Annotated in this window: 13 protein-coding genes; 6 read left to right on the top strand and 7 right to left on the bottom strand. The window is 33.5% G+C overall.

Annotated features, from left to right (window positions below; translation table 11 throughout):
• Nucleotides 1-4: 4 nt before the first annotated feature.
• Nucleotides 5-667, top strand: a complete 663-nt coding sequence (locus P2086_RS07330) for a nitroreductase family protein (protein WP_317899797.1) — start codon at nucleotides 5-7, stop codon at nucleotides 665-667.
• Between the two features lie 7 nt (nucleotides 668-674).
• Here P2086_RS07330 and P2086_RS07335 read toward each other — a convergent pair whose 3' ends face one another.
• Both P2086_RS07335 and P2086_RS07340 read right to left on the bottom strand, forming a co-directional pair.
• A complete protein-coding gene (locus tag P2086_RS07335; protein WP_317899798.1) occupies nucleotides 675-2,558 on the bottom strand; it encodes a tetratricopeptide repeat protein in 1,884 nt (627 codons plus the stop codon).
• A gap of 42 nt (nucleotides 2,559-2,600) precedes the next feature.
• Complete coding sequence (locus P2086_RS07340; protein ID WP_317899799.1) at nucleotides 2,601-2,954, bottom strand: TfoX/Sxy family protein; 354 nt, start codon at nucleotides 2,952-2,954, stop codon at nucleotides 2,601-2,603.
• Nucleotides 2,955-3,061: 107 nt separating this feature from the next.
• Here P2086_RS07340 and P2086_RS07345 point away from each other — a divergent pair, with 107 nt between their 5' ends.
• From P2086_RS07345 to P2086_RS07360, 4 genes are read left to right on the top strand one after another with little or no spacing between them, the layout of a single operon-like run.
• Nucleotides 3,062-3,715, top strand: coding sequence for a TetR/AcrR family transcriptional regulator (locus P2086_RS07345; protein WP_317899800.1), 654 nt, complete (start codon nucleotides 3,062-3,064; stop codon nucleotides 3,713-3,715).
• A 5-nt stretch (nucleotides 3,716-3,720) separates the two neighbouring features.
• Entirely contained in the window at nucleotides 3,721-4,566 is an 846-nt protein-coding gene (locus P2086_RS07350) for an ABC transporter ATP-binding protein (protein ID WP_317899801.1), read from the top strand.
• Nucleotides 4,563-5,255 (top strand): fluoroquinolone export ABC transporter permease subunit, encoded by a 693-nt coding sequence (locus P2086_RS07355; protein WP_317899802.1) that lies wholly within the window; start codon nucleotides 4,563-4,565, stop codon nucleotides 5,253-5,255. Before P2086_RS07350 ends, P2086_RS07355 begins: the two co-directional genes overlap by 4 nt.
• 5 nt (nucleotides 5,256-5,260) lie before the next feature.
• On the top strand, nucleotides 5,261-5,974 hold the full coding sequence (locus tag P2086_RS07360; RefSeq protein WP_317899803.1) for an Rv2686c family ABC transporter permease subunit: 714 nt from the start codon (nucleotides 5,261-5,263) through the stop codon (nucleotides 5,972-5,974).
• A gap of 14 nt (nucleotides 5,975-5,988) precedes the next feature.
• On the opposite strand, the gene P2086_RS07365 is transcribed toward P2086_RS07360, so the two are convergent.
• Nucleotides 5,989-6,792, bottom strand: a complete 804-nt coding sequence (locus tag P2086_RS07365) for a hypothetical protein (RefSeq protein WP_317899804.1) — start codon at nucleotides 6,790-6,792, stop codon at nucleotides 5,989-5,991.
• A 4-nt stretch (nucleotides 6,793-6,796) separates the two neighbouring features.
• Nucleotides 6,797-8,032, bottom strand: coding sequence for a cation:proton antiporter (locus tag P2086_RS07370; protein ID WP_317899805.1), 1,236 nt, complete (start codon nucleotides 8,030-8,032; stop codon nucleotides 6,797-6,799).
• Between the two features lie 170 nt (nucleotides 8,033-8,202).
• Here P2086_RS07370 and P2086_RS07375 point away from each other — a divergent pair, with 170 nt between their 5' ends.
• Complete coding sequence (locus tag P2086_RS07375; protein ID WP_317899806.1) at nucleotides 8,203-9,480, top strand: TIGR00341 family protein; 1,278 nt, start codon at nucleotides 8,203-8,205, stop codon at nucleotides 9,478-9,480.
• A gap of 43 nt (nucleotides 9,481-9,523) precedes the next feature.
• Here the strand turns inward: P2086_RS07375 and P2086_RS07380 are convergent, their stop codons facing one another.
• The 3 genes from P2086_RS07380 to P2086_RS07390 form a co-directional block, all read right to left on the bottom strand.
• Nucleotides 9,524-11,074, bottom strand: coding sequence for a carbon-nitrogen hydrolase family protein (locus P2086_RS07380; protein ID WP_317899807.1), 1,551 nt, complete (start codon nucleotides 11,072-11,074; stop codon nucleotides 9,524-9,526).
• Nucleotides 11,075-11,116: 42 nt separating this feature from the next.
• Nucleotides 11,117-11,530: a hypothetical protein gene (locus tag P2086_RS07385; RefSeq protein WP_317899808.1), complete on the bottom strand. Its 414-nt coding sequence runs from the start codon at nucleotides 11,528-11,530 to the stop codon at nucleotides 11,117-11,119.
• 255 nt (nucleotides 11,531-11,785) lie between these two features.
• On the bottom strand, nucleotides 11,786-13,564 hold the full coding sequence (locus P2086_RS07390; protein WP_317899809.1) for a chloride channel protein: 1,779 nt from the start codon (nucleotides 13,562-13,564) through the stop codon (nucleotides 11,786-11,788).
• Nucleotides 13,565-14,320: the final 756 nt, after the last annotated feature.

The following is a 14,320-nucleotide window of genomic DNA, read 5'->3' on the forward strand; positions in this document are numbered from 1 at the left end:
AACTATGGAAGCTAAATTTGTACCTTATACAAAAGAAATATTTTCAAAAGAAAAAACTTTAGAACGCAGTAAAGAGCATTCTGCTTATATGGATCTTCGACGGACTGTTCGCGATTTTTCGACAGAATCGATTTCGGAGGAAGTTCTTGAGAATATAGTAATGGCAGCCTCCACATCGCCTTCGGGAGCCCACAAACAACCTTGGACATTTTGTGTAGTAACCAATCCCGAGATAAAATCAAAAATAAGAATAGAAGCAGAGAAAGAAGAGTATGAAAGTTACAATGGAAGAATGCCGGAAGAATGGCTGGAAGATTTAAGTTATTTGGGTACAGATTGGCATAAGCCTTTTTTAGAGGATGCACCAGCATTAATAATTGTGTTTAAACGCTCTTACGAAATAGTAAATGGTAAGAAACGAAATAATTATTATGTAAGCGAGTCTGTTGGCATTGCTTGTGATTTTTTATTGGAAGCTATTCATTATTGTGGTTTAGCAGCATTAACACATACGCCAAGTCCGATGAATTTTTTATCGAAAATTCTTAACAGGCCAGAAAATGAAAAGCCTTATCTATTAATCCCTATCGGTTATCTAGCAAAGGATACGAAAGTGCCAGATTTAAAACGAAAAGAAAGTTCTGAGGTAATTTCTTTTTACCGATAAATTTAATTTAATTGCCAGGTTGTTGTGAATTTTTGTTCATTGCTTCACGGCAATTTGCAAGATTGGCGGTGGCTCTATCGTAACCTGGTTTTTGTTTGAGGCTGGCAATAAAATATCCGCTTGCTTCTTCGTATTTTTTCATAACCAATAAAACATAACCTTTGTTGTTGAGTAAAATATAATTGTTTGGTTGATAACCTAGCCCTTCATTTATAGCTTTAAGAGTTTTAGCATAATCATTTAGAGCAAAATAAGATTCGGCTAAATAGATATAGCCATTAATGTTGTCCTTTTTTAATTCTAGCCCCTTATTGTAAAATTTTATCGCTTCAGAATAGTTACCCTCATTATAAAGGAAAACGCCCTTACTATATAGTAGATTAAAATCAGTCGGAATAAGTTCTATGGCTTTGTTTAGAGCTATTTTCGCATTGTTCAGATCATTTAAAGAGGCATAAGAATTTATTAAGTTTATATGTGCCATGGTATAATTAGGCTTTAATGCAATTGCTTTGCTAAATAAATCTATCGCCTCCTTGAACCTGTTTTGACTATAAAGGATAAAACCTTTATTATTTAAAGCGAGTCTATCATTTGGAAACTTGTTAAGTAAATCTGTTGCAACTGTGTCGTCGTTTTTCCAAATCTTGCACCTTGAAAATGTAAGTATAGAAAGCGTAATGACTAGTCCAGCAACTATTAATGCTGCAAAGGGTTTATTATGGGCGAAACCTTTTTTACTTACAAAAGAGTCGAATACCATGGCCAGTATATAGAAGATGCCTAAGTACGAAATATATGAATAGCGATCTGCCATAATGGCTTCACCAATAGAAACGAATTGTAATACAGGAAGTAAGTTTAGCAAGAAGAACAAAAATCCAAAAACATATAAGCGTGAATGTTTTAATGTTTTGTATAAACCAAAAAACAGAAGCAAAACTAGGAAAGGAGCAAAATAAAAGGAGGAAGGTAAAGTTCCTTCAGCAATGGCAGGGTAGGGGTAGAAGATGGATAAATTTATAGGAAGAAATAGTTTAAAGAGATAAGTGAGAAGCGAATGCGATCCAAAAAAGAAACGTTGTGAGAGCGAATAAGTGTCGTGTAGAAGCCCGTCTGCTTCTTGTGCCACCAAGGCTATCATCCCAAAAATGATTGAGATAATAAGGAAAGGTATTTTTTCAATCCAAAGCCATTTATCGAATTTACGCTGCGTGTAAAAATCGAGTAAAAGCAATACAAAAGGAAAAGTTATGGCTGCTGGTTTTGAGAGCACTGATAAAATAAAAAGAAAACAAATTGTTGTGAGAATCACCGATGGATTTTGAGTGAAGGTTTTTTTATTTGATTTTTGAAGCGATGTGTTTTTTAATGTCAGGTACTGGTAATAGAGTAGTAACCCCAAAAGAAAAAAGAAACTGTATAGTAGATCTTTTAGCTCAGAAACCCAAGCGACAGATTCTACGTGCATGGGATGAATTGCAAATAGAAAAGATACAAGTGTCGCAACAAATAATTTTTTTTTACTTAGTAGGTAAGCAAAGTAAAAAACTAAAAGAGAGTTGGCGATATGAATTAAAATATTTAATCCGTGAAAAAAATGAGGATCCAAACCAGCAAACTTATATTCTATTGTGTAGACAACCATTGTGAGCGGGATATAATTCCCGATAAAATAATTTGGATCAAAAAAATAAGCAACTGCTTCTGTTAAAGGTTTGCTCAGATTACCGTTATCAAACACGTAAGCATTATCATCCCAATTAATAAAGTTGTTTTTGATAGCGGGAGAATAAGAAAAATAAGTGATTAAGGCGATTGCACCTATAACTAAGAAAATATTTGTTTGGCTAAAAGGGACTTTAGACGACTTAACTGACTTAACGTTCATTATGAATTTTTATGGTTAGGCGTAAAACAGTTATATAAGTAATCAATTTAATTTCTTTGGTTTTTTCTTGCTGGCTTTGGCAATAGTGTTAAATTCGAGACATAAATTTATCCAGTAATTAAAAGATTGTTTTGTTTTCATGCCCTCCTCGCTCACGTATACATAACCCTTCATGGGTCTTTTGGTAAAATCCATGGGCCTACAACCTACCCTTTCAAAAGCAACATCTTCCATTTTAGGATCGATGCGACACATCATTTCATCTTTTATCACTCCAACACACATTTTACCATTTACCATAAAACAGACACCTCCAAACATGTACTTTTCTTCTACACTCTTCAAATGCACAAGAGCCTCACGAATTTTGTCAGTGATTTTTTCGGAATAAGCCATGAGTAAATGTAATGTTTTTAGGGCTTTATTAAAAAAAGCAAAAAAAACGTTTAAAGTGACCAACTAGTCATAATAAGATGTATATTTGTGACCGTATAGTCATAATTATGTCAAATAGCACCTTTAATAATTTAAGTCCTGATAAAAGAGATCGTTTTATAAATGCTGCTCTTGAAGAGTTTGCCGTGAATGATTTTAACTCTGCAAGCATCACGCAAATAGTAAAAGTGTTGGGCATTGCAAAAGGGAGTGTTTATCAATATTTCGAAAATAAATTAGAACTCTGGTTGTTTCTAAAAAAGCATTGTGAAACCACTAAGCTTGGTTATATAAAAGAAATAAAACGGACAGATTACCCGGATTTTTGGAAATACTACAGGGCCGTGTATGCTAACGGAATTAATTTTGATTTGGAGGCTCCCTTATGCAGTTTGTTTTTGTACCGGGTGGGTTTTAAGGAAACGAGTAACGAGTTATTGCCTTATTTAAATAGTTGGAAGAAACAGGCGAATGATATGTTCATTCAATTGATTGAGGCGGAAAAAAAATCCGGTTCTTTTAATAAAAAAAATTCAACGAACATTATGGCGCACTTCATGGTTACGATGAGTATGAGTGTTGCAGAATTACTTCAAAATAATTATAAGGTAGATTTTGAAAAAAATATTAAAAAGGGAAAACCACTTTTTGGAGGCAACGCTAAAGAATTAATGAAGGCCGTGGACGAGTTGATTAAATTATTAGAAAAAGCATTAAAATAGAAAACATGATAGAGGTTAGAGATCTTATATACACATATGCGGGAGCAGAACAACCTGCTATTAAAAAGGTAAGTTTTGATATTCCTAAAGGCGAGGTATTTGGCTTTTTAGGTCCGAGTGGTGCAGGTAAGAGCACGGTTCAAAAAATACTTTTTAAACTGCTTTCAAACTATGTAGGTCGGTGTTTGATTGATGGTAAAGAAGTGAAGGATTGGGATAAAAGTCTGTATGAAAAAATAGGAGTGGGTTTTGAATTGCCGAATCATTATTTAAAACTATCTGCTTTAGAAAACCTTAATTTTTTTAGAGGATTTTATAGTTCGTCCACCGATCCAATGGAATTGCTTGAGATGGTAGGACTTGAGCAGGACGCTAATAAAAAGGTGGGCGATTTTTCAAAGGGAATGAAAATGCGTTTGAATTTTATTCGTTCGTTTATACACAATCCTGATATTTTATTTTTAGATGAACCTACTTCGGGTTTAGATCCTGTGAATGCAAGAATTATTAAGGATATTGTTTTGAAACTCAAAAAAGAAGGCAAAACGATTTTCATAACAACACATCAAATGCACGATGCCGATGAATTGTGTGATCGCGTTGCGTTTTTGGTAGACGGTAAAATTTTAGCCATCGATGAACCTAAGACTTTGAAACTGAAACATAGCAACAGAAAGGTCGAAGTGTCTTTGAAAAATAGAGCTGATAAATTGGAGTTTTCACTAGACAACTTGGGAAACAATGCAGAGTTTATAAACGCCATAAAACTAAACATAATTGACACGATTCATTCGAAAGAGGCTAGTCTGGACGATATTTTTATTAAAGTAACCGGAAAAAGTTTAACATGAAACAGTTTATTCATTTACTGAAACTCGATTTTATTTTATTGCAACGCTACAAAGTAATTGGAATTTCAATCGCCCTAACGGCTGTTTACATTGCAATTTTTAAAGGAATTGCTCAGTTTGGAAATACGGATAAAATATTGATTCTCCTCATTTTTAATGATCCTGCCTTGTTGGGATTTTTATTTACCGGTGTGATGATTCTTTTTGAAAAAAATGAAAACACGCTTCAGGTTTTGGCTGTGAGCCCTTTAAAGGAGCGAAATTATATCCTTTCAAAAACAGTTTCACTCACTAGCATTTCTTTGTTTTGTTGCTGCGCAATGGCTTCTGCAGCTGTTGGAACAAATTTTAACATGGTGCATTATTTTTTTGCAAGCGTTTTAACTACTGGCTTTTTTACCTTCTTGGGAATGATTATGGTAGCAGGAGTAAATACCTTTAACCGGTTTATATTGAAGTCTGTGGGAGTGCTTATTTTGCTTTCACTTCCCTTTTTAGGATACTATGAATTACTTTCAAGAAATTGGTTTTTGTGGATGCCGACGCAAGCCTGCATTGATCTTTTTAAAGCAAGCTTTGAAAAAAATACAACTACCATGCAAATTATTTACGGCTATGTGGCAGCCATTTTATGGACAGTAGTAACGTACTTATATGCTTTACGTTTGCTTACAAAGAATCTTAACTAATTAAAATGAAAAAAATAATACTTCTTACACTCAACGATTTTAAGCATGTGTTCAGGGATCGCATGTTGATAATTTTTTTATTTGTACCCGTATTGTTAATTTGTTTCGCTAAGTATTTTATTCCTTACATAACTGATATCTGCCCTGCGGTAAGGCAGTTTCATCCTCAAATAATGATGATGGGATGTATTCAAACTTCAGTGATGTTTGGGTTTATTACCGGTTTTATTATTTTGGAGGAGAAGGACGAAAATGTTTTGCAGGCCATTCGGGTTTTGCCAATTTCTGCTGGTTACTTTATACTTTACCGTTTTTTGTTTGCTTCCTTTTTTTCTTTTAGCGGTGCTTATAGCATGATTTTATTGGTCGATTTGGCCTGGCCAGGTTATTGGAATGGATTTTTATTGGCCTTACAGTATGGATTAGCAGCACCTTTTATAAGTTTGATTATTTCAACTTATGCCAAAAACAAAGTTGAAGGATTGGCGCTTTTTAAGGGAATTAATTTATTGATTATCATTCCTATTCTTGGTTTTATATTCCCGGGAACTTGGAGGTATTTTCTTTCTTTTATCCCCATGTTTTGGACTTATAAATTATATGACGACGCTGTAAATAATTTAAGTACTTTGGTTACCTTTCTTATGGGCCTTCTCGTTTACACGGCTGTTTTCATTTTTTTGATCAAAGAATTTAAAAAACGTGTGTTTAATAATTAGGAAAATAACAAGCTCTAAATAATAAGTCTTACACCGCCCAGTTCAGAAACCTTGTAAGTAAATTTATTTCCAGGTGAACCAATAAACATAAAGTTTTTTGGTATTTCCCATTTGTTGGATGGCTCTTCTATTAATTCAGGATCAAACACGCCATTAATTTCTAGGTATTCAATATCAATTTCGGGATAAGAACGGTCTAAAACTTTGATGTCTTTTGTTAAAGGAATATTACTTTCTCCTTTTGTAATGGTTGCGATTTTAAGTTTTTTAGTTGTTTCATTATCGCTTACATATTGCATAACGCGATTAAGTACAGCGACATTATCCCCTTTCGTAAAAAAAATAAATTCCTGAGAATTAATTTTTGAATGAAGTTTTTCAAGATAAATATTACTTAAACGAACAAATTTGTTAAGAGGTCTGTACAGGTATTCAATACTTTCTATTAAAAATTTTACGACTACTGATCTATTGAGCATTAAAGTGGAGACAAGAAATGTTGGCACAAGGTATTTTATAAATGTAAAAAATAATCCCTGATTAACACGGTAATTGCCGATAAATGCAACGATGATCAATGATACGGCAAACACTACTGCAAGTCCGCGTGCTTTTTCAGGACGCGGTAATTTAGCTCGTTTTATTTTTAATAATAAATTTCCAATTCCAAATAAACCCATTACGGCCAAAAACGAAAAGGTGTAAACTCCGGCGAGTGATCTCAGATCGCCTTTGGTTAGAATGCATTTAAAAATTGTTATATAAAAATAACAACAAGCAACCTTCCGTTGAGTAGGAAATGAAATGATTGTCAACAATCCTTTATTTATAACGCTTTAACAGATTGCTTACTGTTAAACCCTGCACAACGATTGAAAAAAGAACAATACAAAATGTGATCACCAAAAACATTTCGCTGTAAGGTGTTTGTTTACTCAGAGAAAGTACGAGGGCGATCGAAATGCCACCACGCAAGCCCCCCCAGGTTAAAGTAGTTAATCCGAGTAATTTATTGTCTTGTTTGCGATTAAGAATGAGGTAAGAAGGAACAAGTGAAATAAAACGTGAAAGTAAAGTTATTACTATGAAAACACCTCCAAGTAATAGATAATTTGTATGCAAAGGGATAATAAAAACTTCTAAACCAATTAAAACAAATAGAATGGTGTTACAGATTTCGTCAATCAATTCCCAAAATTTGTCCACATACTCAGCTGTAATGTTAGACATGGCTTCTTTTTTTCCTTGATTTCCAATTAAGAGTCCTGCAACAACCATAGCCAGAGGACCAGAGGCATGAATAAAATCAGCTAGTGTATAACCTCCCATTACAATGGAAAGAGAAATTAAAACTTCACTTTGGTAATGATCAATTGATTTCATAAGTCGATAGCCAACATATCCCACTGCTAAACCAACTCCAAGCCCACCAATTACCTCATGCAAAAAAATCTCGAATAAACTATTAATTGTAAGACTATCTATTCCAAGTTGTAAAACAGAATACATAATCATAAAAACCACTACACCAACACCATCATTAAAAAGTGATTCACCAACAATTTCGACTTTTAATTTTTTTGGAACATTGTATTTTGCTAAAATCCCAATAACTGCAATGGGATCCGTTGGTGAAATGAGTGCGCCAAAAAGTAAACAAATAATAAGTTGCGGATGATAGCCGAACAATGGTAAGATCCAATAAGCTAGAAAGCCAATTAAAAATGTAGAAATTAAAACTCCAATTGTAGCGTAAGAGATGACAGTAGCCCTCGCGTCTTTTAATTCAGAAAATTTAACGTGGAGCGCTCCAGCAAAAAGTAAAAAACATAAAATAATATCAAGTACGAAGGAACTAAAATCAAAAGCATTCATGTAATCACGCAATGGAGCAATGTTTTCGGGATAAAAGGAGCCGTAAATTTTAAGTGAAACACCAACAATCAAACTCAAAATCATTACACCAATTGTAGATGGGAGTTTTAACCAACGATGATTCATATATCCGAGTGAGGCAGACAAGGTAATAATAATGGATATGGCAGTAAAAACAGTCATAATTTGGTGACGCAAGATACTACTTAAGTAACAATTGTTGCAACATTTATTACGTTTTCTGTAATGTGACTTACTTGTTTATTTAGTATTTTGCAGCGCATTCTTCACGCGTAATGAACGACAATAAAAATCAATATTCTCTCAGAAACCTGCTTCGGTATAGGTTTAACTTGGACGCGGAAAAGGCCGATGAAAATACAATTATTGATTCCATTAAGTCGAACATTGAGTTTAAAGGCACAAATTTGTGGACTTTAATTTTCGCCATTCTGATCGCTTCAATAGGTCTAAACGTAAACTCTACTGCGGTAATTATTGGCGCCATGCTTATCTCTCCGCTAATGGGACCTATTATGGGAATTGGATTGGGTGCAGGTATTTTTGATTTTCAATTAATTAAAGATGCTTTAAAAAATTTATTTGTTGCAGCTGCTATAAGTTTAATTGCTTCAACTGTTTACTTTTTTATTTCGCCTTTGCATGAAGCCAGATCGGAATTACTAGCAAGAACAACACCAACAATATGGGATGTTTTAATTGCCTTGTTTGGAGGTCTTGCCGGAATTATCGCAAGTTCACGAAAAAGCATTACGAATGCAATTCCTGGGGTTGCTATTGCTACTGCTTTAATGCCACCGCTTTGTACGGCAGGTTATGGATTAGGTACAGGAAATATTTATTATTTTTTAGGAGCCTTTTATCTTTTTCTTATAAACTGTGTATTCATAAGCGTTTCTACTTTTTTAATTGTAAGGTATCTAAAATTTAAACCTGTTCATTTAGTAAATGAAGAAATGGAAAAAAAGGTGCGCAAGTACATTTGGTGGATCGCCATTCTAACCATTATTCCAAGTATTTTTCTGGCTTACCGTTTTGTGGAGCAAGAAATATTTAAACAAAATGCAGAAAGCTTTATTAATAGAGAAGTAAGATCGAACGGAATATTTGTGATTGACAAAACGATTGATGTTAGAGACAGAAGAATTGAACTTTTTGTTTATGGCGAGAAATTAACGGATAGTTTGTCGCGCACAATTGTAAAAAAGAAAAAGTTATACGGATTAGAAAAAGCAGAAGTCATCATTGAACAAACTCTTAATACTAACCAAAGAACAAAAGAACTTATAGCTGAGAAACCTGATATTAGTCTCGAATTAAAAACGCAACTAATCGAAAAGGATAAATTGATTAACAAATTAAATATGAGAATAAACAGTCAGTTTCAAGCCGCTGACTCTTCTATTTACAGAGAATTTTCAGCACTCTATGGTAAACCAAAAGAATTAATTATTTCAAGAACTTTGGATTTTACGGAAAAAGGCTTAGATACAATTACTTTGGTATACTATTTACTCCACAAAAAACCCAAACACATTGATAAGTCACAATTGGAAAACTGGCTGAAAGAACGCACGAAATCTAAACGTTTAAAAGTCGTTTCAAATTAAGTGTTCATTTTATAAAAGTAGTTCCGTTCTATTTAATAGTTCATTATACCTCAATAACTTTTTCTCCGTCCAAATAAGTTAACTTGTAAGGGCCTTGCTTACGATCGTTCCACGTTTGTACATCACCCATTTCCCGATTACGGTCTAATAACCCAAGATCTAAATCTTGATAAATTAAAGTCTCCGTATTAGAAACTGCTTCAGCGGCTATCCCCTCTCTAGAAAATTCAACATCAGAAGGAGTAAGGATGGCAGATTGAGAAAAATGAATATCTAAGTTTTCAACCTCTGGTAGATTACCTACACAGCCTGTGATGACAGTGTAAACTTGATTTTCAATGCACCGTGCTTGAGCGCAGTACCTAACTCTCAAATAAGCTCTCCTGTCATCTGTATTAAAAGGCACAAACAAAATTTTAGCACCTTTACTAACAGCAATTCTAGCAAGTTCAGGAAACTCAATGTCGTAACAAATTATGATGGCAACTTTTCCTTTATCGGTATCAAATACTTCAACTTTATTTCCACCTTTAACTCCCCACCATTTTTTTTCGTAGGGTGTAATGTGAATTTTATATTGTTTACCATGGGTGCCATCTCGTTTGAAGAGAAAAGAAATATTATAAAGAGTATCGTTTTCAGTGCAAAAATGAGATCCTCCAATTATATTAATATTGTATTTAACAGCCAGGGAGGTAAATAAATTAATATACTGCTCTGTGTAATTAGATAACTCTCTAATAGCAATAGCAGGAACTTTGTTTGGTAAAAATGATAATAATTGCATTGTCATCATTTCTGGAAATACAACAAAATCACTTTTATAGTCGGAAGAAGCATCAACAAAATACTCGCACTGTGTTGCAAATTCTTCAAAACTTTTAATGGAGCGCATTTGATATTGCACGGCACTTACACGAACATAGGGTGAATAGTCTATTTGACTCATTGCACCTTTACTTTTATAATTAAAATTTGTCCATTCTAAAAGTGTAGCAAAGCCGGCAGATTCTTTGTCATTTGGCAAATAATCAGGAAGGATACGTTTTAATGCAAAACCATTGGCTAGTTGTGCTGTTAATACAGGATCGTATATTTTTTTATCAATAACACGGCTAACGTATTCATCAATTTCTATTTTTTTCTGGTGCTTATGAAAATTTGGCAAACGCCCACCAATTAGAATACGACGAAGGTTATAATGTTTCGCAAGGTTTTTTCTTGCATCGTATAAACGTCTTGATAATTTCATACCGCGGCTTTTTGGACTAACCATTATTTCCATACCATAAAGCGTGTCGCCGCTTAACGTGTGATTTGAAATATTTCCATTGTCGGTTAGTTCTCCCCAGGAGGATGTTTCGGAATAATTTGCAAAATTAATTATCAGAGAAGAAGAAGAGGCTATAATTTCACTATCCATTAGAATGCACAATTGGCCTTCAGGAAAAATTGTTGTGAGATTCTCGAACTGAGCCTCGTTCCAGGGCTTCATGCCTGGAAAACAGGCAAGTTGTAATTCAACAATTTGTTTGTAATCAGATTTTCTGATTTTCCTTAGTTTTATTCTTTTAATAGCAGTCTCTTTTTCCATGTAATTTTTAAAAAGTATAACAACAGCAGACTTTCAATTTTATTAATTGGAATAAAAATCTGTGACTTTTGCTAGAAGTTGATTTTCGCTCATTTGCTCAGCAGCTTCCATAAAAAGGGTTCGTTTGTAAAGAGATTTTTCGTCCTCTTTTTCAATTCTTGTTTTAAGATGAACTTTGGTTTCTGCCGGGCCGAATATATATACCGAATCTTCAGCGTCAATATGATGTATGACTTCTTTTAAGAAATCATTTAATTGATGTTTTTTTCTTTCGTCAAATTTACCTTCATGATTCATATGTTGGGAACCATTAAAGGAGCCTTTATTTCCTTCTTTGTTATGATGAGTGCTGTTTTCAATTTTCGACTCAACTTTTTTAACCGACGTGTTATCTCCATTTACATGCACGATCAAAGCTTTTTCGCTATCTATCCAGATACCTAATTTGTTTTGCATAATTAATTTTTTTGGTTAATAATAAATGGTCAAGACAAAATAAAGTCTAATTAATTTTAGTTGAAAAGACTTTAAAGAGCTATAATTCCTGTCATTTCTAAATTACTCAATTTTTAAATAAAGACCAATTATTCTTCCTTGAAAACTTTGTTTTCTTTTAGTTTATAACATTTTTTGCAAAGTAAAATTAGCTAAATGCACTAATTGTAGCATTAAAGATTAACACCATTAAATTAGGATTAAATAACAAGCTAATTAAAATGAAGATAAAAGTTCGTTGCGGTATTTAGAGAGAATAATTGACTTTGAAAGGAAGCCTAAATAGCGTTCATTTTCAACTACCGGTAAATCCCACTGACCCGATTCATCGTATTTTTTCATGATGGAGAAGATGTCATCTTCTATCCAAATTTTTGCGATAGGTTTAACCATAAGCTCTTTAGCGATTATTGTATCATATAAATCGGGATTGAACATTTCTTCTTTAATACTGTCCACATAAATAATTCCTTTCAAGTTACCTTTTTTATCAAGCACAGGAAATCTGTTTCGCTTAGAGTGCTTTATGTGTTCAATGATCATTCTTAATTTTTCTTCTGGCTCAATAACTTCGAAATCCTTTTCAATTAGATTTCGAATATTAATTCTGCCCAAAAGACTCATGTCTTTATCACCAGAAACAATAGCACCTTGCTGTTTTAATTTTTTTACTTCAATGGATTCAGGATGAAAATATTTAACCACAACAAAACTAACGGAAGAAACTATCATTAACGGAATAATTAAATCGTAACCGCCAGTAATTTCAGCAATGAGAAAGATAGCTGTGAGAGGTGCGTGAAAAATCCCGCTAAGTATACCCGCCATTGCAACTAAAGTTAAATTAATAAACGGTACGTTATTAAAGCCAAGAAGAATAAGAACATTCGCAAAAATAAAACCTAGGTAGGCTCCAATGAACAAGGAAGGTGCAAAGTTTCCACCGTTACCACCACTTCCTAAAGTAATTCCAACTGCAAAAGCTTTTAATAAAAAAGTTATTGTAATTAATAGAAGTAACAAATACTGGTTGCCAATAAAGGGACTTAAAATACTATCCTTAAATAAAGCAGTCGGTTTCATTTCAGCAAGACTTTTTATGCTGTCATAACCTTCTCCAAAGAGGGAAGGAAAGAGCGCGAGAAGAGCAGCGAGAGCAAGCCCTCCGTATAAGCACCTTTTTACACCAGAAGTTATTTTGCTAAAATAGTGTTCAACCTTTTCAAAAAGAACAACGTGATAAAGAGAAACAAATCCGGCTAAAAGTCCAAGAAGTATGTAATAAGGAACGTTGTGATAATCGAACGGTTGAATTAGTCTGAAGTAAAGAAGAATATTTTCTTCCAATATTATTTTTGAAATTAATGTACCAGAGGCAGCTGCAATTAGAAGCGGAATGATTGCTGTAATGTTTATGTCCACAATAAGTACTTCAAGTGCAAAAAGAAATCCGGCAATTGGTGCATTAAATGCTCCTGCTATACCACCAGCTGCACCAGCCGCAAGTAAAAGGGTTTTTTCTTTATAGGTTAGTTTGTAGCGTTGACCAAAATTGGAACCAATAGCGGCGCCTGTACTTACAATAGGCGATTCTAACCCAGCGGAGCCACCAAATCCAACTGTAATACCGCTTGTAATAATGTGAGAATAGATTTGCCCAAAAGGTAAAATGCTTCCTTTTTTGGCGATGGCATACAGTATAGGTATAGTGCCTCTGAATAAATTGCCGCTAAAAAAGCGGTTCGTAATAAAAACGGTCAATCCAATACCAAGTAATGGCATCAAAAGGTAGATATACTTATAATCGAATGTAAGTAAGTAACCTTCTAAAACATATTTTCTAATAAAGTGTACAAATAATTTAAGAATAACTGCAGCGAGTCCAGCGCTTGCTCCAACAGCAATGCCCGAAAATATTAAAAATTGTTTTCCGTTTAATTTATCATGAATCCAACTGATGGTTTTATCGAGATAATTAATCTTATTTAAATTCATAAGTTTTTTTAATAATTAACGGGAGTCTTAATAATTTAAATACAATACTAAAGCAGCAGAATATTTGAAGCATCAGATTTGACAAGTTTAAAATTGTTGACTGTTTATGTCTTAAAAGGATAAAGATGAAACTCATGATATTTAAACTTGAGTTTCGGGTTATTACAACAAATCATTTACAACTTCGTGTGCTTTTAAAATATATATACTGTACACAACAAAGTTAAAGTTAATAGCGCCTAACGAAATTGATAATTATCAATGAAGTTATCGTTAAAAATGGGTAAATGATTTATCAGTAATAACAAGTGATTACAGAGAAGTTAATTTTTTAACTATAAATTTTATTTACAAAAAACTTGAAGAAGAAATAAACGAATGCAAAATAATTTAATTGACTCTTGTTAATTTTTTTACTAGTAACAGCCATAACTTGCGAACAGTTATACTTGCTCAATGAACAAGGGCGGCTCTATAAAAAGCAAAATGTAAAATTGGTATGCGGTATTTTTTTGCATCTGTTAAGTTTGACTTCTTATTTGTAAAAGCCTACCTGTTGAGATTAGAATAGAGTCAACTACAATTCTGCGTAAAAATGAATAAATAAATCCACTAAACTTGATTTGTATCAAAGGTTTTAATGTTTAGCTTGTTTATTTTTGTCCCGTATGTGTATGCCGAAGAACATAGTTTTTCGGTTGTTGTATGAGCACACAGGAAAGGTGGTGTATGGCCTTTCCTGTGATGCTTAATTCA

It is taken from the genome of Aurantibacillus circumpalustris (assembly GCF_029625215.1).
In the GTDB taxonomy this organism is placed as follows: Bacteria; Bacteroidota; Bacteroidia; order B-17B0; family Aurantibacillaceae; genus Aurantibacillus; species Aurantibacillus circumpalustris.